The sequence below is a fragment of the Burkholderia sp. AU45388 genome, assembly GCF_030481585.1.
Lineage (GTDB): Bacteria > Pseudomonadota > Gammaproteobacteria > Burkholderiales > Burkholderiaceae > Burkholderia > Burkholderia sola.
Genome location: NZ_JAUJPV010000029.1, coordinates 1 through 19,500, shown reverse-complemented (window position 1 = coordinate 19,500; position 19,500 = coordinate 1). Strand labels below are relative to the sequence as shown.

The window sequence follows — 19,500 nt, the reverse complement described above, 5'->3', positions numbered from 1 at the left end:
CATCCGGCGGCCCTGCACCGCGCGGGGCGAAAAAAGACGGCCAGCGGGCCGTCTTCGTGTCCGTCTTTGCGTCCCTTCGACGCCCGCCGGTACGCGCGCGGGCCGCAGGAGGGGCGCGTTCAGCGGGCGCCGGCGTCCCAGCGGGCGGTCGCTTCGGCGACACGCCGGCCGAATGCCTTGCCGGTCTCGAGGTCGCCCGGCAGCGGCCCCTCGTCGGGCGTCGCATCGGCCGGCGACTGCGCGAGCAGGCCCGTCGAGCCGCCGAGGTAGTTGATGTCGTTGCGCGTGGCCGCCTTCGAGTTCGCCGGCATCAGGCTCGTGCCGACCCACACCATCCCATGCTGCATCGCCAGCGTGACGAAATATTGAATCGTCGAGAACTTGTCGCCGTTCATCGTCGCGGAGTTCGTGAAGCCTGCGGCGATCTTGTCCTTCCATTTCTGCGTGAACCACGCTTTCGACGTGGCGTCGGCGAATTGCTTGAACTGCGCGGACGGGCCGCCCATGTAGGTCGGCGCGCCGAAGACGATCGCGTCCGCCGCGTCGAGCGCGGCCCAGCCTGCGTCGTCGAGGTCGCCGACGGCGATCAGGCGCACGTTCGCGCCGGCGTCCTGCGCGCCGGCGTGCACGGCTTCGGCCAGTTTCTGCGTGTGACCGTAGCCGCTGTGATAGACGATGACGATGTTCGACATGAAGCGTTCTCCGGAAAGGGACGGGAACGGCGGACCGCCACGGCTCGCCGCGTCACGCGTCGCCGGCGGGCGGCGCGACGGTCGCGCGGCAGGGGATGCCGCGACCGGTGACGACGAGTCTAGCAAGCCGAAATGACGAGACGACGTGCGCGTGCGGCGCCTGGAAAGGCGCGGCGGCCGGCAATTGCGGCGGCGCGACTACTGGCCGTAAGTGACCGTGAGCTGCGCGGTGCCGATCGCGAGCGTGCCGATCTCGTGCTCGAACATCGGCGCGGGGCGGCCCTGCGAGATGCGCAGGTCGGTGCCTTTCAGCGCGTAGACGGTGATCACGTAGCGGTGCGGCTTGCCGGGCGGCGGGCACGGGCCGCCGTATCCGTCGATCCCGAAATCGTTGCGCGCCTCGCTCGCGCCGATGCGGCGCAGGAAGCCGGAGGCGCTCGCGTCGGCCGGCAGGCTCGTGACGGTCGCCGGAATGCCCGCGACGGCCCAGTGCCACCAGCCGTGCCCGGGCGCGTCGGGATCGAAGATCGTGACCGCGTAGCCGCGGGTGCCGGGCGGCGGGTTGCGCCATGCGAGTTGCGGCGAGCGGTTCGCGCCCTTGCAGTCGCCGCGATCGAACACGTTCGCGGGCCGCACGCGGGCGCCGGGCGTCAGGTCGTCGCTCGTCACGGTGAACGGGCCTTCCGCATGCGCGGGCAGCGCCGCGAAAACGGCGGCGCACAGGAGGGCGGGGAGGAGCAACGGAGACGGGCGACCCGATGGCGCAGGCGGAGTGATCCGGCGATCCACACGCATATGGCGCTTCTCCCGTCACGTGGGCCGGGCCGCGGCGCCCGGCATTGTTGGCGTGGTGTGTTGCCCGCGCCGCTCGCGGCGGCAATGGATCAAGTCTAGCATTAGGGTTCGATGAGCGACGCACGCCGGCGCCCGCGATTGCGATCGGTCAGGGCGCCGGCCGACGGACGAAAAAAAGCCGCCTGCGATGAAGCAGGCGGCTCTTCAGCCAGCGCGCCGGCACGCATGCCGGCGTGGCGTCATTCCTTCGGGGCCGTCGCGCCGCCGTGCGCGGCCGACCATTCGGCCGGTGCGTGCAGGAATTTCTCGACTTCGTCGAGCGTCTTCGTCTCGAAGTAGCCCGACGCCTTCGCGACGCGCAGCACGTCCCACCACGTGGCGAGCGCGTGCAGGTCGACGTCGATGTCCTTCAGGACCGACACGCTTTCCTTGAAGATGTCGTAGTGGAACAGCACGAAGCAGTGGTTCACCGTCGCGCCCGCGGTGCGCAGCGCGTTGACGAAGTTGATCTTGCTGCGGCTGTCGGTCGTCAGGTCTTCCACCAGCAACACGCGCGAGCCTTCTTCCAGATGGCCTTCGATCTGCGCATTGCGGCCGAAACCCTTCGGCTTTTTGCGCACGTACTGCATCGGCACCATCATCCGGTCCGCGATCCATGCCGCGAACGGGATGCCGGCCGTCTCGCCGCCCGCCACCGCGTCGATCTGCTCGAAGCCGATGTCGCGCGTGATCGTCGTTTCCGCCATTTCCATCAGCGCACGGCGCACGCGCGGATACGAGATCAGCTTGCGGCAGTCGATATAGACGGGGCTTGCCCAGCCGGACGTGAAGATGAACGGTTTTTCGGCATTGAAGTGCACCGCCTGCACTTCGAGCAGGATTTTGGCGGTCGTATCCGAGATCGACTGACGATCGTAGCCTGTCATGGGCATTCCTTGGGTGATGAGCGAGGAGCGGGCGCGGGCCCGGTGGCGCAGCAAGAGAACCCGCCGGGGGGCCGGGGCGCGATCGGCAGGCCAATCGCATCGCTGCGCGCGTAGCCCGCTATTTTACCTGATTCAGGCCAGTTTTCGGCGGAATTCGCGCGTGCCGCCGCGCCGCTCATCACCGGCGAAACAAACGGGGCGCGACCGTCCCGATGCGGATGCCGGGGATGCGGCGGTGCACCAACGGAGGTCATTTAGGGGGTGTACACTAGGCGACCCTAAGAAATCGTTCAGTACTTTGTACTTTCCTCTTGCCACCCGCCAAGGTTCGATGGCGTGCCGATCCGGCGCGTCGCGGGCCGTCTCGCAGTCGACCATCCCCTCGATTCAAGCAGACGCGGCCGAAGGTGCTGTGTACTGAGTCGTCAATATTTCGCATGTCTCTCGCAGGTCAATCATGGACGAACAACTGAAGCAGGCCGCTCTCGCTTATCACCTGAACCCGAAACCCGGCAAGATTTCGGTCACCCCGACCAAGCCGCTGTCGAACCAGCTCGATCTGTCGCTCGCGTATTCGCCGGGCGTCGCCGCCGCGTGCGAGGCGATCCACGCCGATCCGCTCGACGCGCAGAAGTACACGTCGCGCGGCAACCTCGTCGGCGTCATCACGAACGGCACGGCCGTGCTCGGCCTCGGCAACATCGGCCCGCTCGCCGCGAAGCCGGTGATGGAGGGCAAGGGCTGCCTCTTCAAGAAATTCGCGGGCATCGACGTGTTCGACATCGAACTGTCGGAGTCCGACCCCGACAAGCTCGTCGAGGCGATCGCGATGCTCGAGCCGACGCTCGGCGGCATCAATCTCGAGGACATCAAGGCGCCGGAATGCTTCTACATCGAGCAGAAGCTGCGCGAGCGCATGAAGATCCCCGTCTTCCACGACGACCAGCACGGCACCGCGATCATCGCGTCGGCCGCGATCCTGAACGGCCTGAAGGTCGTCGGCAAGCAGCTTGCCGACGTGAAGCTCGTGTGTTCGGGCGCCGGCGCGGCCGCGATCGCGTGTCTGGACCTGCTGGTGAACCTCGGCCTCACGAAGACGAACATCCTCGTCGCCGATTCGAAGGGCGTGATCTACGAAGGGCGCGGCAACCTCGATCCGTCGAAGCAGCGCTACGCGGCGAACACCGACGCGCGCACGCTCGCCGACGCGATCGTCGGCGCGGACGTGTTCCTCGGCTGCTCGAGCGCGGGCGTGCTGAAGCAGGACATGGTCAAGACGATGGGCGACCAGCCGCTGATCCTGGCGCTCGCGAACCCGGAACCGGAAATCCGCCCGGAAGACGCGAAGGCCGTGCGCCCGGACGCCATCGTCGCGACCGGCCGTTCGGACTACCCGAACCAGGTCAACAACGTCCTGTGCTTCCCGTTCATCTTCCGCGGCGCGCTCGACGTCGGCGCGACGACGATCACGGAAGAAATGAAGCTCGCATGCGTGCGCGCGATCGCCGAGCTGGCCCAGGAAACCGACCAGAGCGAGGAAGTCGCGAAGGCGTATGAAGGCCATTCGCTCGAGTTCGGGCCGGACTACCTGATTCCGAAGCCGTTCGACCCGCGCCTGATCATCAAGATCGCGCCGGCCGTCGCTCAAGCCGCGATGGATTCGGGCGTCGCCACGCGCCCGATCCAGGACATGGACGCGTACCGCGAGCAGCTCGGCGCGACCGTCTACCGTACCGGCATGGTGATGCGTCCGGTGTTCGCGACCGCGAAGCAGAAGGAAGCCCGCATCGTGTTCGCCGAGGGCGAGGACGAGCGCGTGCTGCGCGCCGCGCAGTTCGTGCTGCTGGAAAAGATCGCGAAGCCGATCATCATCGGCCGCCCGTCGGTCGTCGACATGCGCCTCGCGAAGATCGGCTCGAAGCTGAAGGCCGGCACCGATTTCGAAATCGTCGATCCGGAAGACGATGCGCGCTACCACCGCTACTGGCAGGCGTATCAGGAGATCGGCGCGCGCGACGGCGTGACGCCGGAAGTCGCGAAGGCCGCGATGCGCAAGTTCAACACGCTGATCGGCGCGATGCTCGTGCACCTGGGCGATGCGGACGGGATGATCTGCGGGATGATCGACACGTTCCACAGCCACCTGAAGTTCATCGAGCAGGTGCTGGGCCGCGCGAAGGGCGCCGAGCATTTCGCCGCGATGAACCTGCTGATGCTGCCGGGCCGCAACCTGTTCGTGTGCGACACGTACGTAAACGAGCTGCCGAGCGCCGAGCAACTCGCGGACATGACGATCCAGGCCGCGGCCGAGATCGAGCGCTTCGGCATCGCGCCGAAGGCCGCGCTGCTGTCGAACTCGAACTTCGGCAGCGCGCCGTCGGCGTCGTCGCGCCGGATGGCCGAGGCCCGCAAGCTGATCGTCGAACGTGCGCCGAACCTCGAAGTCGACGGCGAAATGCACGGCGACGCGGCGCTGTCGGAACTGATCCGCAAGCAGGCGTTCCCGGGCACCACGCTGTCGGGCGAAGCGAACCTGCTGATCATGCCGAACGTCGAAGCGGCGAACATCGCGTACAACCTGCTGAAGATGGTCGGCGGCGAAGGCGTGACGGTCGGCCCGTTCCTGCTCGGCGCGGCCAAGCCGGTCCACATCCTGACGCCGGCCGCGACCGTGCGCCGGATCATCAACATGACGGCCGTTGCCGCCGCGAACGTGAACACGAAGTAAGTCCACGCTTGCGTGTGCCGCGCGTCACGCGCGGCGCAATGAAAAACGCCACGGAACCAGCGTTCCGTGGCGTTTTTTTTGTGAACCGCAAGGGGCGACGGCGGCGCGGGGCGAGCGTCCGGACCGCGAACGCCCGCGGCGCCGGCCGTTACGCGACCTGCTGGTGCGACTGGCCGCCTGCCGGCGAACGCCACTTCGCGAGCAGCGTGTCCCACTTCTGCCGCACCGCGCGCAGGTTGTTCTCCTTCACGTGGCCGTAGCCGCGAATGCCGTCCGGCAGCGCCGCGAGCTCCAGCGCGAGCGGCCGGTTGGCCGCGTTCAGCCGCGCCAGCACCTCGCCGATCAGCGCTTCGTACTCGCCGATCAGCGCGCGCTCGGTGCGGCGCTCCGCGGTGCGGCCGAACGGGTCGAGCCCCGTGCCGCGCAGGAACTTCGCCTTCGCGAGCAGCCGGAACGCCGACATCATCCACGGGCCGTACGCCTTCTTCACGAGATGGCCGTGGGCGTCCGTCTTCGCGAACAGCGGCGGCGCGAGGTGGAATTTCAGCTTCCAGTCGCCTTCGAACTGCGCGGTCAGGCGCGCGACGAACGCGGGGTCGGACTGCAGCCGCGCGACCTCGTATTCGTCCTTGTACGCCATCAGCTTGAACAGGTTGCGCGCGACCGCTTCGGTCAGCGGCTCCTGCACCGCGTCGCCGTCCGCCAGCGCGCGCTCGGCGGCGCGCACCTTGTCGACGAAGGCCGCATAACGCGACGCGTACGTGGCGTTCTGGTACGCGGTCAGGAATTCCACGCGTTTCGCGATCAGCGCGTCGACCGCCTTCTTCGTGTGCAGCGCGATCACCGTGGCGCCTTGCGCGGGCCGGGCGTCGCCGGCCGCGGCCTGCTTCACGCCGGCCAGGTCGTACGCGGCGCGGCGGCCCCAGTCGAACGCCGCGCGGTTCTTGTCGACCGACACCGCGTTCAGCTCGATCGCGCGTTCGAGCGACGCGAGCGTCAGCGGCAGCCAGCCCTTCTGCCACGCGTAGCCGAGCACGAACGGGTTCGTGTAGATCGCGTCGCCGAGCAGCGCGACCGCGAAGCGGTTCGCGTCGATGAAGTCGACCGATTCACCTGCCGCCGCACGGATGTCGTTCTCGGCGGACAGGCCCGGGAACGCCCAGTTCGGGTTCTTGATGAACTCGGCGGTCGGCGTCTGCGCGCTGTTGATGACCACGCGCGTCGTGTCGTGCCGCATCCGCGACGTGCACTCGTCGCCGGCCGTGACGATCGCGTCGCAACCGATCACGAGATCGGCTTCGCCCATCGCGATTCGCGTGGCGTGAATATCGGTCGGCGCGTGCGAGATCTGCACGTGGCTCATCACCGCGCCGCCTTTCTGCGCGAGGCCGGTGACGTCGAGCACGGTCACGCCCTTGTTCTCCAGGTGCGCGGCCATCCCGAGCAGCGCACCGATCGTCACGACGCCCGTGCCGCCCACGCCGGTGACGAGCACGCCGTACGCGCGGTCGATCGCCGGCAGCGTCGGTTCCGGAATCGGCGGCAGCGCACCGCCGTCGACCGCTACCGCCTTCGGCTTCTTCAACTGGCCGCCCTCGACCGTGACGAAGCTCGGGCAGAAGCCCTTCACGCACGAAAAGTCCTTGTTACAGCTCGACTGGTTGATCTGGCGCTTCGTGCCGAATTCGGTTTCCAGCGGCTCGACCGACAGGCAGTTCGACTGCACCGAACAGTCGCCGCAGCCTTCGCATACCGCCTCGTTGATCACGACGCGCTTGGCCGGGTCCGGATACGTGCCGCGTTTGCGGCGGCGGCGCTTCTCGGTCGCGCAGGTCTGGTCGTAGATCAGGATCGTCGTGCCTTCGATCTCGCGCAGCTCGCGCTGCACGTCGTCGAGCTGGTCGCGGTGATGGACCGTCACGCCCGGCGCGAGCAGCGCCTTCTGGCTGTCGTACTTCTCCGGCTCGTCGGTGACGATCACGATCTTCTTCGCGCCTTCGGACGCGAGCTGGTGCGTGATCTGCGGCACCGTCAGCACGCCGTCGACCCGCTGGCCGCCCGTCATCGCGACCGCGTCGTTGTAGAGGATCTTGTAGGTGATGTTCGCCTTCGACGAGATCGCCGCGCGCACCGCGAGCAGGCCCGAGTGGAAATAGGTGCCGTCGCCGAGGTTCGCGAACACGTGCTTTTCGTCGGTGAACGGCGCCTGGCCGATCCACGGCACGCCTTCGCCGCCCATCTGGCTGAAGGTGCTCGTGCTGCGGTCCATCCACACGGTCATGTAGTGGCAGCCGATCCCGGCGATCGCGCGCGAGCCTTCCGGCACGTTGGTCGACGTGTTGTGCGGGCAGCCCGAGCAGAACCACGGCTTGCGCTCGGTCTGCACGTGCGGTTTCGCGAGCGCCATTTCCTTCGCGTTGATCACCGCGAGCCGCGCGGCGATGCGCGCGCGCACGTCGGACGGCAATTCGAACTTCTCGAGCCGCGTCGCGATCGCCTTCGCGATGATCGCGGGCGACAGCTCGTAGTGCGCGGGCAGCAGCCAGTTGCCCATCGGCACCGACCATTCGCCGCCGGCGCCGTCCTTCTCGTCGAACTTGCCGAACACGCGCGGGCGTTGCGCGTCGGGCCAGTTGTACAGCTCTTCCTTGATCGCGTATTCGAGGATCTGGCGCTTTTCCTCGACGACCAGGATTTCGTCGAGGCCGCGCGCGAACGCCTGCGCGCCCTGCGCTTCGAGCGGCCACACGCAGCCGACCTTGTAGAGCCGGATGCCGATCCGCGCGCAGGTGTCGTCGTCGAGGCCGAGGTCGGTCAGCGCCTGGCGCACGTCGAGATACGCCTTGCCGCCGGTCATGATCCCGAAGCGCGCATGCGGCGAGTCGATCTCGATCCGGTCGAGCTTGTTCGCACGCACGTAGGCGAGCGCCGCGTACCACTTGTAGTCGAGCAGCCGCGCTTCCTGCACGAGCGGCGGATCGGGCCAGCGGACGTTCAGCCCGCCTTCCGGCAGGATGAAATCGGTCGGCAGCACGATCTCGGTGCGGTGCGGGTCGATGTCGACCGACGCCGACGATTCGACGACGTCCGTCACGCACTTGAGCGCGACCCACAGGCCCGAATAACGGCTCATCGCCCAGCCGTGCAGGCCGAAGTCGAGATATTCCTGCACGTTGGACGGGAACAGCACCGGCAGCCCGCAGGCCTTGAAGATGTGTTCGGACTGGTGCGCGAGCGTCGACGATTTCGCCGCGTGGTCGTCGCCGGCCAGCACCAGCACGCCGCCGTGCTGCGACGACCCGGCCGAGTTCGCGTGCTTGAAGACGTCGCCGGTACGATCGACGCCCGGGCCCTTGCCGTACCACATGCCGAACACGCCGTCGTATTTCGCGCCGGGGTACAGGTTCACCTGTTGCGAGCCCCACACGGCGGTGGCGGCGAGATCTTCGTTGAGGCCGGGCTGGAACACGATCTGGTGGGCGGCCAGGTGCTGCCTGGCTTTCCAGAGCGACAGATCGAGGCCGCCGAGCGGCGAGCCGCGGTAGCCGGAGATGAAGCCGGCCGTATTGAGACCGGCGGCGCGGTCGCGTTCCTGCTGGAGCATCGGCAGGCGCACGAGGGCCTGGATGCCGCTCATGTACGCGCGGCCGCGTTCCAGCGTGTATTTGTCGTCAAGCGTGACGGACTTCAGCGCGGCTTCTAGCGACGCGCGTTGGTCTGCGTCTAGCGGGGCATTCATTAACTGTCTCCTCCACCCGGTCTGGGATCACCAAAACTTCGGTTGCGTCGGCATCTTTTGGGCGCGTCTGCAGTGGCCGGCATGTTCGCCGGTTTTAAGGGATGGTAGCACTGGGGCAAACCCGCCGCCCATCGGTCGCAACGCGGGGGAAAGGGCGGCCGTGCACCATCAAACGGGGTGAGAGGATGCGTTACATCATGTAAAAGCATGTAAAGCGGCGTTGATCTGCGGGCAAATGCCGTTAATCTTGTCGGCCTGCCGGAGGTGCCCGGCCGCGTAGGTTCGTTCCGACGCAGTCGGGGAGGCGCCGGCAGTTTTACAGGAGGTGCAATGAACACACGTCATATCCAGAGTTTCCTGATCGTGTCCGCCGCGTTTTTCTCGATGACGGGCCCGGTGCACGCCCGCGGCGCGAGCGCGCTGGCGGCAGCCGGCGCGCAGATGCGCCAGATCGTGCCGGCCCAGGACGCCGCGGCCCAGTTGTCGGCCGAGCGTGCCGCCGAGTCGACGGCGAACGTGCGTTGACGCGATCGCGCGGCCCGCGGCCCGCGGGTTTGCGCCGGCATGCGAAAAGGGTGGGAATCGTCGGATTCCCGCCCTTTTTCTTTGCGCGGCCGGATCGCCCGGTCGCCCGGAGCCGCCGCCGCGCGGCCGATGCGTCAGGCCTTGTCCTGCACGACGCCGCGGCGGATCTGGTCGAGCTCGATCGATTCGAACAGCGCCTTGAAGTTGCCTTCGCCGAAGCCCTGATTGCCCTTGCGCTGGATGATCTCGAAGAAGATCGGCCCGATCTGGTTTTCGGTGAAGATCTGCAGCAGCAGGTCGTCGCGGGCGCCGTCGATCAGGATCTTGCGCTTCTTCAGCTCGTCCAGCGATTCGCCGTGGTTCGGCACGCGGCGGTCGACCAGTTCGTAATACGTGTCGATCGTGTCGAGCAGCTTCACTTCCTTGCTGCGCAGCCCGTCGACCGCCTGGTAGATGTCGCTCGCGCCGAGCGCGATGTGCTGGATGCCTTCGCCGTGATACGCGTCGAGATATTCCTGGATCTGGCCGGCCGTGTCCGAGCCTTCCTCGTTGATCGGGATGCGGATCTTGCCGCACGGCGACGTCATCGCCTTCGACTTCACGCCCGTCACCTTGCCTTCGATGTCGAAGTAGCGCACTTCGCGGAAGTTGAACAGGCGCTCGTAGAACTCGGCCCATTCCTGCATGCGGCCGCGATGCACGTTGTGCGTCAGGTGATCGATGTAGGTGAGGCCGTGGCCGACCGGGTTCGGATTCGCGCCGGGAATCGGCTCGAAGTCGACGTCGTAGATGCTGATGTCGCCGATCGCGCCCGGTTGCGCGCCGTTCTTGCCGCGCCAGCGGTCGACGAAGTAGATCAGCGAATCGCCGATGCCCTTGATCGCCGGGATGTTCAGCTCCATCGGGCCCGTCTTGTTGTCGAAGCCCCATGCGCCGAGTTCCAGCGCGTGCTTGTACGCCTTGGCGGCATCCTGCACGCGGAACGCGATCGCGCAGATCGACGGGCCGTGCAGCCGCGCGAAGCGTTGCGCGAACGAATCGGGTTCGGCGTTGATGATGAAGTTGATGTCGCCCTGCCGGTACACCGTCACGTCCTTGTGGCGGTGGCGCGCGATCGCGGTGAAACCCATCCGTTCGAACAGCTGTCCGAGTGCTTTCGGGTCCGGTGCCGTGTATTCGATGAATTCGAAGCCGTCGGTGCCGACGGGGTTGTCCCAGGTGGGGATCTGCATGTCGTGTCTCCTGTGCGGGGCGATCGGCCGGGGCGGCGTGCGCGTGCCCGGCGTGGTTCGGTGTCGACGGCCGCGTCCGCGATGAGCGGGCGCGGCAAGCCGAGACATGCGACAGAGTGTAGCGGGCGGTCGCGAGCGGAAACTTGCGAACTTAATCGCCCGCGCCTACGATGGCGCAATTTCCAGTCTCAAAATAATCAGTGGAGGGCAGAAGATGGCGCAAGCCGAATTGGATGCCATCGACCGGCGCATTCTCGCGATTCTTCAGGAGAACGGGCGCCTGTCGAACCAGGAGATCGCCGAGCGCGTGAACCTGTCGCCGAGCCCGTGCCTGCGGCGAATCCGGCGGCTCGAGGAAATCGGCGTGATCACCGGCTACGTCGCGCTGCTGAATCCGCAGAAGCTCGGGCTCGACCTGCTCGCCTACGTGAGCGTGCGGCTCGAAAAGCGCGGCGGCCTCGCGCCGATGCGAGCCGACGAGACGTCGGCGCGCGCGGGCGCGACCCATGCGGAGCTGTTCCGCGCGGCCGTGCAGACCTGGCCGGAAGTGGTCGCGTGCCACGCGATGACGGGCGACATGGATTACCTGCTGCGCGTGCAGGTCGAGGACATGGCGCATTTCTCCCGCTTCGTGCAGGAGCATCTGCTGCATCACCCGTCGGTGATCGACGTGAAAACGAGCTTCTCGCTCGATTGCTTCAAGGAAACGACGGCGTTGCCGATCCGTTCGGTGCGCTAGCGCAGCGGGGAAGGGAGGAGGGGGCGCCGGGCGCGCCGCGGGCACGGCCCGGCTGGCCGACGTCGTCGACGTCAGGCCGTCAGTGCGGCAGGCATCAGCGATTCGATGAACTTCGTCGTACGGCGCGCCTGGCGCTTCATCGCGTAGTCGAACACCGCGGCCTGTTCCTGCAGCATCTCGGTGATGATCGTCGAGTGGTCGGCCGGCGGCAGCGACAGATACGCGTCGGCTTCGCCGTACGCGTACTCGATCCGCATCCCGGACTTCTTCGCGATATGCATCATCGTCGCGTTGCGCGACAGGCAATGCATGTAAAGCATCGTCACGTGCGTGTTGCGGCTGCGGATCGCCGCGCGCTCGAACAGCTTCGAGCCGACGCCGCGGCCGCGCGCGCTTTCGAGCACCGACACGCCGAATTCGGCCGTGCGCGTGTCGCCTTCGGCCGGCAGATAGGCCAGGTGGCCGACGCCGATCAGTTCGAGTTCGTGGTCGAACACGCCGAACACGGTATCGCGACCGAAATCGATCGTGCGGACATAGTTCTCGATCACGTGGTCGGGCACCATCTGGCCGAAGCGCAGCAGGCGGTCCTCTTCGTCGAGCGAGAGAAAGTGGGTGAGCATCTGCTCACGGTCTTTGGAAGCCAGTTCCCTGACGAGAACCGGCGCAGTACCGACCTTGCCGACAGCATCGGCACGGCCGTTGAATTGCGTGTTCATCGTGGGTTCCTCAGTGTGGGCGCACAAACGGGTTGTGCAATGCAGCAGCATTTTACCTGAGCGGGGTTGGGGAAAACCCGTATTTGACGGTGTTTGTGCTGAGGAGGAATTCTAAATCCGCTTAGTTCATTCTGTAACACATTGATTTTGAACGGATTTAAAATTCATCATATGAAATGCGCGACGGGCGGTCGGCTGTGCCCGTCGCGCAACGCATGCTGCCCCGCGGCAATCAGGGCGCCGTCGACAGTCCGCGTTCGATCAGGTCGATCACCTGTTCGGCGAAGTCGCGGTAACCAAGGCGGCCGCCCGGCTTCAGCCACGTGAAGGTCCAGTTGATCATCCCGAACACCATCATCGTCACCGAGGTCTGGTTTTCCTTCGAGATGCGGTCCGGATACGCGCGCGCGAGCTGCCGCGTGAACGCCGCGACGATGTCGCGCTGGCGGTCGAGCACGATTTCGCGCTGCGCGTCCTCGAGATACTTCACGTCATTGAGCAGCGCGACGTGGCGGCTGTGCGACGTCTCGTATTCGGCGAGGAACGCGCGCACGAGCTCGGCGAACGCGTCGCGCTCGCTGAGGCCGCGCCGCTGGCTCGCGCCCTCGACCTCGGCGATGATCAGCATCAGCCGTTTCGTGTAGCGGTCGAGCAGGTCGAACAGGATTGCTTCCTTGCTCTCGTAATAGTGATAGAGCCGCGCCTTCGACGTGCCGCTCGCGGTCGCGAGATCGGACATCGACGTGCTTGGGTAGCTCGTCTGCGCGAATTTCTCGGCGGCCAGATCGAGGATCTGCTCGCGCTGGGATTCGTGGTCGGGCGCTCGGGTTCGGGCCATGGTCGAATGCGGAAGATTAGCGATGCGCGGCGGCGCGCACCTGCGTGGAAGAGAGGGCGTCGGGCGCGTCGTCCTGCAGCTCGAGCCGGCCGGCTGCCGCGAGTTCGCGGCAGCGCCACCACGCGATCGAGTCGCTGACGAACAGCCCGCCGCGGTCGGCGGCGGCCATGATGCTGCCGACGAGGCGCCGCGCGGGCTGCCAGTCGGGTTCCGCGCGCGCGACGATCAGTGCGTCGAGATCGGCGTAGTAGCCGCTCTTGATCGTGTTGCTGACCCAATAGCGCAGCTCGGCGTTCAGGTGCTTCGCTTCCTGCCATTCGAGCGCGAGGCGGCCGATGCGCAGGACCGAGACCGGCGCGGCCGCCGGCCGCTTGCGCGCCAGCTCCGCGGGCGAGAACATCCCGGTCGCGCACGCCTGGTCGGTACGCGACAGCGCTGCGCGCTGCGCGGCGTCGAGGTCGGCGGCCGACAGCCGCACCTCGTTCAGGCGCTGCGGCACGTTGCGCAGGTGATAGGCGACGCGGCGCAACAGCAGCTTGTCGCCGACGCTCGGCGCGTGCCACACGACGACCTGGCCGGTCTCCGTCGCGAGCTGGTCGAGGCGCGCGAATTCGGCCTCGATTTCCGCGTTCCAGTCGAGGATCTGGTCGCCGAGCACGTGCTGCCAGAAGGTGGCGCGCGTGTCGGGCGTCTCGTCGGCGCCCTTCAGCGGCCCGACGCCGAGATCGTCGAGCAAACCGACGACGCGCTCGTCGCGTCCGGCTTGCGCAAGGGCCTCGCGCAACGACGCGGCGGCGGTGCCGCCCTGAATCACATGAATGGTACTCATCGGCCTGTCGTCAACAAAAGAAAACCGCCGGCCGGGCGGACGTTGCGGTTGTCCAGCCGGCCGGCGGCCCCTAGTGTAAGCGAGATGTGTGACGGCGAGAAACCGTCCGGCGCCGCGACGCGATGCCGCTCAACGCTCGTCGAAGCTCACGACGACCTTGTCGCTGATCGGGTGGCACTGGCACGTCAGCACGAAACCGTCCTTCACTTCGTGCTCCTCGAGCGTGTAGTTCTTTTCCATGCGCACTTCGCCTTCGACCACCTTCGCGCGGCACGTGCAGCACACGCCGCCCTTGCATGCGTACGGCAGCGCGAGGCCCGCGCGCAGGCCCACGTCGAGCAGGCTCACGCCTTCGTACGGCAGACGCAGCTTGCGCTTCTTGCCGTCGAGCACGATCTCGAGGTCGGCGGCCGGCGTCTGGTCGGTGATCTCGACCACCGGTGCGCCGGCCTGAGGCAGCGGCGTGCCGAAGCGCTCGACGTGCACCTTCGCCGGCGGCACGCCGGCCGCCTTCAGCGCGGCTTCGGCCGCGTCCATCATCGGCGCCGGGCCGCAGATGAACGCCTCGTCGATCGCGTCGGCCGGCGTCAGCGTCGCGAGGAATTCCGCGCATTTCGCCTGGTCGAGCACGCCGTTGAACAGCTCGACGTCCTGCAGGTCGTCCGACAGCACGTGATAGAGGACGAAGCGGTTCATGTAGCGGTTCTTCAGGTCCTCGAGCTCCTCGGCGAACATGATCGCGTCGACGCTGCGGTTGCCGTAAATCAGCGTGAACGTGCTGCGCGGCTCGAGTTCCAGCGTGGTCTTCACGATCGCGAGCACCGGCGTGATCCCCGAGCCGCCGGAAAACGCGACGTACTGCTTGCCGTGGTCGGCGTTCAGGTGCGTGAAGAAGCGGCCGTCCGGCGTCATCACGTCGATCGTGTGGCCGGGCTTCAGCGTGTCGAACGCGAAGTTCGAGAAGCGGCCGCCGCGCACGCGCTTGATGCCGATGCGCAGTTCGCCGTCGCGATCGTAGTCCGTCGTGCCGACGCAGATCGAATACGAGCGGCGCGTCTCCTCGCCGTCGATGTGGGTCTTCAACGTGACGAACTGGCCCTGCGTGAAACGGTATGCGTCGCGCAGCTCGGGCGGCACGTCGAACGAGACGGTCACGGCGTCGGCGGTCTCGGGCCGCACGTCGCGGATACGCAGCGGATGAAATTGCGGGGTCGACGACGACCCCCGCCGGGCCGCCCCAAGAGGGGCGTCAGCCCCCTCGGGAGGCAGCGAACGAAGAGAGCGTGGGGGCTGTTTCATCTCAGTAGGGTTTGAAGTAGTCGAAGGGTTCGCGGCAGTCGATGCAGCGATACAGCGCCTTGCAGGCCGTGGACGCGAATTGCGCGAGACGTTCGGTGCGCGCGGAGCCGCAGCGCGGGCACACGGGCGCCGCGGCCGGCCGCGGCACGAAGCGCACGACGTGCTCCCGCGGCGCGGCGCTGCCGCACTGGCCGACCGGCGGCGCGATGCCGTACGCGCGCAGCTTGTCGCGCGCTTCCTGCGTGATCCAGTCGGTCGTCCACGCGGGGGCGAGCACCGTCTCGATCCGGTGCGGCGGCAGGTCGGCTGCCTGCAGCGCGGCGGCGATGTCCTCGGCGATCTGCGACATCGCCGGGCAGCCCGAGTAGGTCGGCGTGATCACGACTTCGAGCCGGCCGTCGTCCGCGCGGCGGACGTCGCGCAGGATGCCGAGCTCGCGGATCGACACGACCGGAATCTCCGGATCGGGCACGGCCTCCAGCACGTCCCACGCGCGGGCGAGCAGCGGATCGTCGCGGTGCGCGGCGGGGGCGGCGTGGGCAGGGGCGGCGGTCTGGGCGGACATCGTCGGGCTCCGTGGCGTGGGCCGGTTACCAGCTCGCGCCGGGGTGCTGGCGCGCGAGGCTCTGCATTTCGGCGAGCAGGTAGCCCATGTGTTCCGAGTGCTCGCCCTGCTTGCCGGTCGTCACATGCTTCACCGGCGCCGGCAGCACGAGCGTGGCTTCGGCGAGCGCGTCGTCCACGTCCGCGCGCCACGCGGCCTCGATCGCGGCCGGTGCCGGGCCGATGCCCGCGGCGACGATCGCGTCGTCGATCGCATCGGCGGCGAAGCATTCGCGCGTGTACGGCATCAGGTAGTCGAGCGCGGCCTGCGCGCGGCGGTGCGATTCGTCGGTGCCGTCGCCGAGGCGCACGAGCCATTCGCGCGCATGCTGCACGTGATAGCGGGTTTCCTTCACCGATTTCGCGGCGATCGCGGCCAGTTGCGTGTCGGTCGACGTTTCGAGCGCGCTCCACACGTGCAGCATCAGCGCCGCGTACAGGAAGTTGCGCACGATCGTCACCGCGTAGTCCTTGTCGGCGTGCGCGGTACCGGACACCGGGCCGTAGTGCGGCAGTTCGGCGAGCGTGAAGTTCGCGAATTCGCGCTCGGTGCGGAAGTACGCGTAATCGTCTTCCGTCTTCGTCGCGCCGGTCAGCTGGCGCTCGAGCTCGGCCGCGTGCGTGTACAGCATGCGCGCCTGGCCGATGAGGTCGAGGCTCATGTTGGTGAGCGCGATGTCTTCCTCGAGGATCGGGCCATGGCCGCACCATTCGGCGTTGCGCTGACCGAGGATCAGCGCGTTGTCCGCGAGGCGCAGCACGTAGGAGAGGTGTTCGGGCGTGATCGTCATGGCGCGGGCGTTACATGTGGTTGACTTCGTCGGGCAGCGTGTAGAACGTCGGGTGACGGTAGATCTTGTCGCCCGCCGGCTCGAACAGTTCTGCCTTCTCGCTCGGATCCGACGCGGTGATCGCCGACGACGGCACCACCCAGATGCTCACGCCTTCCTGGCGGCGCGTATAGACGTCGCGCGCCATGCGCAGCGCCATCGTCGCGTCGGCGGCGTGCAGGCTGCCGCAGTGTTTATGGTCGAGGCCCTGCTTGCTGCGCACGAACACTTCCCAGATCGGCCATTCCTTGTTCATCGCTTTCTCCTGATTCCTGAATTCGGGGGTGCCGCTCAGGCGGCGTGCTGTTCGGCGCGGGCGCGGCGCTTCGCTTCGTGCGCGAGCGCGGCTTCGCGCACCCAGGCGCCGTCCTCGTGCGCTTTCACGCGAGTCGCGAGGCGTTCCTTGTTGCACGGGCCGTCGCCGTTGACCACGCGCCAGAATTCGTCCCAGTCGATCGCGCCGTAGTCGTGGTGGCCGCGCGCTTCGTTCCATTTCAGGTCGGGGTCGGGCAGCGTCACGCCGAGCACCTTCGCCTGCTCGACCGTCGCATCGACGAATTTCTGGCGCAGATCGTCGTTCGAGATCCGCTTGATGCCCCATTTCGCGGACTGGCTGCTGTGGACCGAATCGGCGTCGCTCGGGCCGAACATCATCAGCACCGGCCACCACCAGCGGTCGACCGCCTGCTGGACCATCGCGCGCTGCGCGACGCTGCCCTTCATCATCGACAGCAGCGCGTCGAAACCCTGGCGCTGATGGAACGACTCTTCCTTGCACACGCGGATCATCGCGCGCGCATACGGGCCGTACGTGCAGCGGCACAGCGGGATCTGGTTCATGATCGCGGCGCCGTCGACCAGCCAGCCGATCACGCCGACGTCGGCCCAGGTCGGCGTCGGATAGTTGAAGATGCTCGAGTATTTCGCCTTGCCGGCGTGCAGCGCGTCGATCAGCGCGTCGCGCGATACGCCGAGCGTTTCGGCCGCGCTATACAGATAGAGGCCGTGGCCGGCTTCGTCCTGCACCTTCGCGAGCAGGATCGCCTTGCGCTTGAGGCTCGGCGCGCGCGAGATCCAGTTGCCTTCCGGCAGCATGCCGACGACTTCCGAATGCGCGTGCTGCGAGATCTGGCGCACCAGCGTCTTGCGGTACGCGTCGGGCATCCAGTCCTGCGGTTCGATCTTGCCGTCCGCGGCCATCACCGCATCGAACCGCGCCTGCTCGGGCGACTCGGCTGCGGCGTCGAGCGGCGCGACGTTGCCGGGGATGTCGAGGGATTGCGTGTACATGGCGAAAACTCTCGTCCGGTTGAATGTGTGCGCAGTATAAACCAACCGACCGGTCGGTTAATAAATTTGTTGCGTATTTTCGGCGGGACTCGGGTAAACGAGGGACGCGGGGGTGCAATCGGGTCGCGCAAGTGTGGCCTCGCACGCGGGTCTCGCGTCTTCTGCGGCACAATGCCCGCTTTCCGATGAGGATTTTTGCCGATGTCATTTCGAAGCAGTTTCGCCGCGGCCGTGCTGGGCGCGGCCGTTTTCGCGTCGCCGCTGGCGGCGTTGGCCGCGCCGACCGCGCAGGTCGGTTGGGTCGCCGCGTGGGCGACCGCGCTGCAGCCGATTCCCGATCTTGCCGCACCGCCGCCGCTCTACCGCGCACCCGACGTGGCCGGGCGAACCGTGCGGCAGATCGTCTACCCGACCGTGTCCGGGCGAGCCGCGCGGCTCCGCGTGAGCAATGTGTACGGTCGCACGCCGCTGGTCGTCGAGGCCGCGAGCCTCGCGCGGGCCGGCGAGGGGGCGGCGCTCGCCGGCGGCGTGGCGGTGCCGGTGCGGTTCGGCGGCAAGGCATCGGTGACGCTCGCGCCGGGCCAGGCCCTCGAAAGCGACCCTGTGTCGATCGACGTGACGGCCGCGCAGCCGTATGCGATCAGTCTCCAAATGGGACCGAAACAGCGGATGACGGTCTGGCATCGCGTGTCGAACCAGTTCAACTACGTATCGGCGCCGGGCGATCATGTGGGCGATCCGGATGCCGCCGCGTTCCGTACCCGGTTTACTCAATATGCATGGGTGACGGAGCTCGCCGTCGAAGCCGGCTCCGCACGCGGCAGCATCGCCGCGATCGGCGATTCGATCACCGACGGGTTGCGCTCCAGCCTGAACCGGAACCGTCGCTGGCCCGACGCGCTCGCACGCCGGCTGACGGCGTCGGGCGCCGATTCGATCGGCGTCGTGAATCTCGGCATCAGCGGCAATCGGCTGCTCAGCGATTCCCCGTGCTACGGCATGTCGCTGGCATCGCGGTTCGAGCGTGACGCGCTGTCGCGCGCGGGCGTGAAGGCGGCGATCGTGCTGATCGGTATCAACGACATCAACTTCGCGGCGATGCCGCCGCGCGCGGGGCTGGATTGCGATCACCCGCATACGCAGGTGACGGCCGCGTCGCTGATCGACGGCTATCGCCGGCTGATCGAGGCGGCGCATCGCCAGGGCGTGAAGGTCTTCGGCGCGACGCTGACGCCGGCGGCGTTGCCGGCCGGGCGGGAAGCGATCCGGCTCGAGGTGAACCGGTGGATCCGGAGTGGCGGCGGGTTCGACGGTGTAGTGGACTTCGACGCCGTGCTGCGCGATCCGGCGCGCCCGAGCATGCTGCAGCGCCGATACGATAGCGGTGACGGCATCCATCCGAGCGATGCGGGCTACACGGCGATGGCCGACGCGGTGCCCGTCGAGCAACTGCGGGCTGCGGTGGGCGGCAAGTGACGCGCCTCCATATATAGAGGGAAAGGTTGCCGATGGCCTGCGGGCCGGCAACGCGACATCGTTCCGCGAGCCCAAAGCCCCCGTGCGCGTGAGCGCACGGGGGCTTTTTCAAACTTTCTTCACAAAGGGCTTGCGCGGATGGGGGCGGGTGCTTAGAATCACGCCTCTTTCGCGCTAACGGAAACACGGCGCGGGAGGAAGGGAAGCGGTGCTGTCGGGTTCGGGAAGTAGCGAACCTGG

At 67.3% G+C, this 19,500-nt stretch carries 17 protein-coding genes; 4 read left to right on the top strand and 13 right to left on the bottom strand.

The window, feature by feature from the left end; translation table 11 throughout:
- Positions 1-119: 119 nt before the first annotated feature.
- From QZM72_RS31700 to QZM72_RS31690, 3 genes are all read right to left on the bottom strand, one after another.
- Positions 120-692, bottom strand: a complete 573-nt coding sequence (locus tag QZM72_RS31700) for a flavodoxin family protein (RefSeq protein ID WP_011546661.1) — start codon at positions 690-692, stop codon at positions 120-122.
- Positions 693-890: 198 nt separating this feature from the next.
- A complete protein-coding gene (locus tag QZM72_RS31695) occupies positions 891-1,487 on the bottom strand; it encodes a YbhB/YbcL family Raf kinase inhibitor-like protein (RefSeq protein ID WP_089466426.1) in 597 nt (198 codons plus the stop codon).
- A 239-nt stretch (positions 1,488-1,726) separates the two neighbouring features.
- Complete coding sequence (locus QZM72_RS31690) at positions 1,727-2,413, bottom strand: orotate phosphoribosyltransferase (protein WP_011546659.1); 687 nt, start codon at positions 2,411-2,413, stop codon at positions 1,727-1,729.
- Positions 2,414-2,870: 457 nt separating this feature from the next.
- Here QZM72_RS31690 and QZM72_RS31685 point away from each other — a divergent pair, with 457 nt between their 5' ends.
- The gene (locus QZM72_RS31685; RefSeq protein WP_089466427.1) at positions 2,871-5,141 is read left to right on the top strand and encodes an NADP-dependent malic enzyme; all 2,271 of its coding nucleotides are present in this window, start codon (positions 2,871-2,873) and stop codon (positions 5,139-5,141) included.
- Positions 5,142-5,289: 148 nt separating this feature from the next.
- Here QZM72_RS31685 and QZM72_RS31680 read toward each other — a convergent pair whose 3' ends face one another.
- The gene (locus QZM72_RS31680) at positions 5,290-8,880 is read right to left on the bottom strand and encodes an indolepyruvate ferredoxin oxidoreductase family protein (RefSeq protein ID WP_301740078.1); all 3,591 of its coding nucleotides are present in this window, start codon (positions 8,878-8,880) and stop codon (positions 5,290-5,292) included.
- Between the two features lie 330 nt (positions 8,881-9,210).
- Between QZM72_RS31680 and QZM72_RS31675 the strand changes: the two genes are divergently transcribed.
- Positions 9,211-9,405: a hypothetical protein gene (locus QZM72_RS31675; protein ID WP_089466429.1), complete on the top strand. Its 195-nt coding sequence runs from the start codon at positions 9,211-9,213 to the stop codon at positions 9,403-9,405.
- A 134-nt stretch (positions 9,406-9,539) separates the two neighbouring features.
- Here the strand turns inward: QZM72_RS31675 and hppD are convergent, their stop codons facing one another.
- Positions 9,540-10,637 carry a 4-hydroxyphenylpyruvate dioxygenase gene (gene hppD, locus QZM72_RS31670; RefSeq protein WP_069619239.1) on the bottom strand — a complete coding sequence of 366 codons (1,098 nt, stop codon included), beginning with the start codon at positions 10,635-10,637 and terminating at the stop codon, positions 9,540-9,542.
- A 214-nt stretch (positions 10,638-10,851) separates the two neighbouring features.
- Here hppD and QZM72_RS31665 point away from each other — a divergent pair, with 214 nt between their 5' ends.
- Positions 10,852-11,376, top strand: a complete 525-nt coding sequence (locus QZM72_RS31665; RefSeq protein ID WP_059790400.1) for an Lrp/AsnC family transcriptional regulator — start codon at positions 10,852-10,854, stop codon at positions 11,374-11,376.
- Between the two features lie 71 nt (positions 11,377-11,447).
- On the opposite strand, the gene QZM72_RS31660 is transcribed toward QZM72_RS31665, so the two are convergent.
- The 8 genes from QZM72_RS31660 to paaA all read right to left on the bottom strand — a co-directional run bounded on the left by QZM72_RS31660 (position 11,448) and on the right by paaA (position 17,784).
- A complete protein-coding gene (locus QZM72_RS31660) occupies positions 11,448-12,095 on the bottom strand; it encodes a GNAT family N-acetyltransferase (RefSeq protein WP_301740077.1) in 648 nt (215 codons plus the stop codon).
- Between the two features lie 232 nt (positions 12,096-12,327).
- Positions 12,328-12,933, bottom strand: coding sequence for a TetR/AcrR family transcriptional regulator (locus tag QZM72_RS31655; RefSeq protein ID WP_047851429.1), 606 nt, complete (start codon positions 12,931-12,933; stop codon positions 12,328-12,330).
- Between the two features lie 16 nt (positions 12,934-12,949).
- Positions 12,950-13,762: a DUF1835 domain-containing protein gene (locus QZM72_RS31650; protein ID WP_301740076.1), complete on the bottom strand. Its 813-nt coding sequence runs from the start codon at positions 13,760-13,762 to the stop codon at positions 12,950-12,952.
- A 129-nt stretch (positions 13,763-13,891) separates the two neighbouring features.
- Positions 13,892-15,031 (bottom strand): 1,2-phenylacetyl-CoA epoxidase subunit PaaE, encoded by a 1,140-nt coding sequence (gene paaE, locus QZM72_RS31645; protein WP_089466452.1) that lies wholly within the window; start codon positions 15,029-15,031, stop codon positions 13,892-13,894.
- Positions 15,032-15,062: 31 nt separating this feature from the next.
- The gene (gene paaD, locus QZM72_RS31640) at positions 15,063-15,626 is read right to left on the bottom strand and encodes a 1,2-phenylacetyl-CoA epoxidase subunit PaaD (protein ID WP_301740075.1); all 564 of its coding nucleotides are present in this window, start codon (positions 15,624-15,626) and stop codon (positions 15,063-15,065) included.
- Positions 15,627-15,651: 25 nt separating this feature from the next.
- Entirely contained in the window at positions 15,652-16,455 is an 804-nt protein-coding gene (gene paaC / locus QZM72_RS31635) for a 1,2-phenylacetyl-CoA epoxidase subunit PaaC (protein ID WP_301740074.1), read from the bottom strand.
- 10 nt (positions 16,456-16,465) lie between these two features.
- Positions 16,466-16,750, bottom strand: coding sequence for a 1,2-phenylacetyl-CoA epoxidase subunit PaaB (gene paaB, locus QZM72_RS31630; RefSeq protein WP_006482881.1), 285 nt, complete (start codon positions 16,748-16,750; stop codon positions 16,466-16,468).
- 35 nt (positions 16,751-16,785) lie between these two features.
- Positions 16,786-17,784: a 1,2-phenylacetyl-CoA epoxidase subunit PaaA gene (gene paaA, locus QZM72_RS31625; RefSeq protein ID WP_301740073.1), complete on the bottom strand. Its 999-nt coding sequence runs from the start codon at positions 17,782-17,784 to the stop codon at positions 16,786-16,788.
- Positions 17,785-17,985: 201 nt separating this feature from the next.
- Between paaA and QZM72_RS31620 the strand changes: the two genes are divergently transcribed.
- Complete coding sequence (locus QZM72_RS31620; protein ID WP_089466435.1) at positions 17,986-19,260, top strand: SGNH/GDSL hydrolase family protein; 1,275 nt, start codon at positions 17,986-17,988, stop codon at positions 19,258-19,260.
- Positions 19,261-19,500 lie beyond the last annotated feature (240 nt).

Coding starts and splice junctions, on each gene's coding strand:
- paaA (WP_301740073.1), bottom strand. CDS start 17,784: ATGTACACGCAATCCCTCGACATCCCCGGCAACGTCGCGCCGCTCGAC.
- QZM72_RS31675 (WP_089466429.1), top strand. CDS start 9,211: ATGAACACACGTCATATCCAGAGTTTCCTGATCGTGTCCGCCGCGTTT.
- hppD (WP_069619239.1), bottom strand. CDS start 10,637: ATGCAGATCCCCACCTGGGACAACCCCGTCGGCACCGACGGCTTCGAA.
- QZM72_RS31695 (WP_089466426.1), bottom strand. CDS start 1,487: ATGCGTGTGGATCGCCGGATCACTCCGCCTGCGCCATCGGGTCGCCCG.
- QZM72_RS31690 (WP_011546659.1), bottom strand. CDS start 2,413: ATGACAGGCTACGATCGTCAGTCGATCTCGGATACGACCGCCAAAATC.
- paaD (WP_301740075.1), bottom strand. CDS start 15,626: ATGTCCGCCCAGACCGCCGCCCCTGCCCACGCCGCCCCCGCCGCGCAC.
- QZM72_RS31655 (WP_047851429.1), bottom strand. CDS start 12,933: ATGGCCCGAACCCGAGCGCCCGACCACGAATCCCAGCGCGAGCAGATC.
- QZM72_RS31665 (WP_059790400.1), top strand. CDS start 10,852: ATGGCGCAAGCCGAATTGGATGCCATCGACCGGCGCATTCTCGCGATT.
- QZM72_RS31650 (WP_301740076.1), bottom strand. CDS start 13,762: ATGAGTACCATTCATGTGATTCAGGGCGGCACCGCCGCCGCGTCGTTG.
- QZM72_RS31680 (WP_301740078.1), bottom strand. CDS start 8,880: ATGAATGCCCCGCTAGACGCAGACCAACGCGCGTCGCTAGAAGCCGCG.
- QZM72_RS31700 (WP_011546661.1), bottom strand. CDS start 692: ATGTCGAACATCGTCATCGTCTATCACAGCGGCTACGGTCACACGCAG.
- paaC (WP_301740074.1), bottom strand. CDS start 16,455: ATGACGATCACGCCCGAACACCTCTCCTACGTGCTGCGCCTCGCGGAC.
- paaB (WP_006482881.1), bottom strand. CDS start 16,750: ATGAACAAGGAATGGCCGATCTGGGAAGTGTTCGTGCGCAGCAAGCAG.
- QZM72_RS31620 (WP_089466435.1), top strand. CDS start 17,986: ATGTCATTTCGAAGCAGTTTCGCCGCGGCCGTGCTGGGCGCGGCCGTT.
- QZM72_RS31685 (WP_089466427.1), top strand. CDS start 2,871: ATGGACGAACAACTGAAGCAGGCCGCTCTCGCTTATCACCTGAACCCG.
- QZM72_RS31660 (WP_301740077.1), bottom strand. CDS start 12,095: ATGAACACGCAATTCAACGGCCGTGCCGATGCTGTCGGCAAGGTCGGT.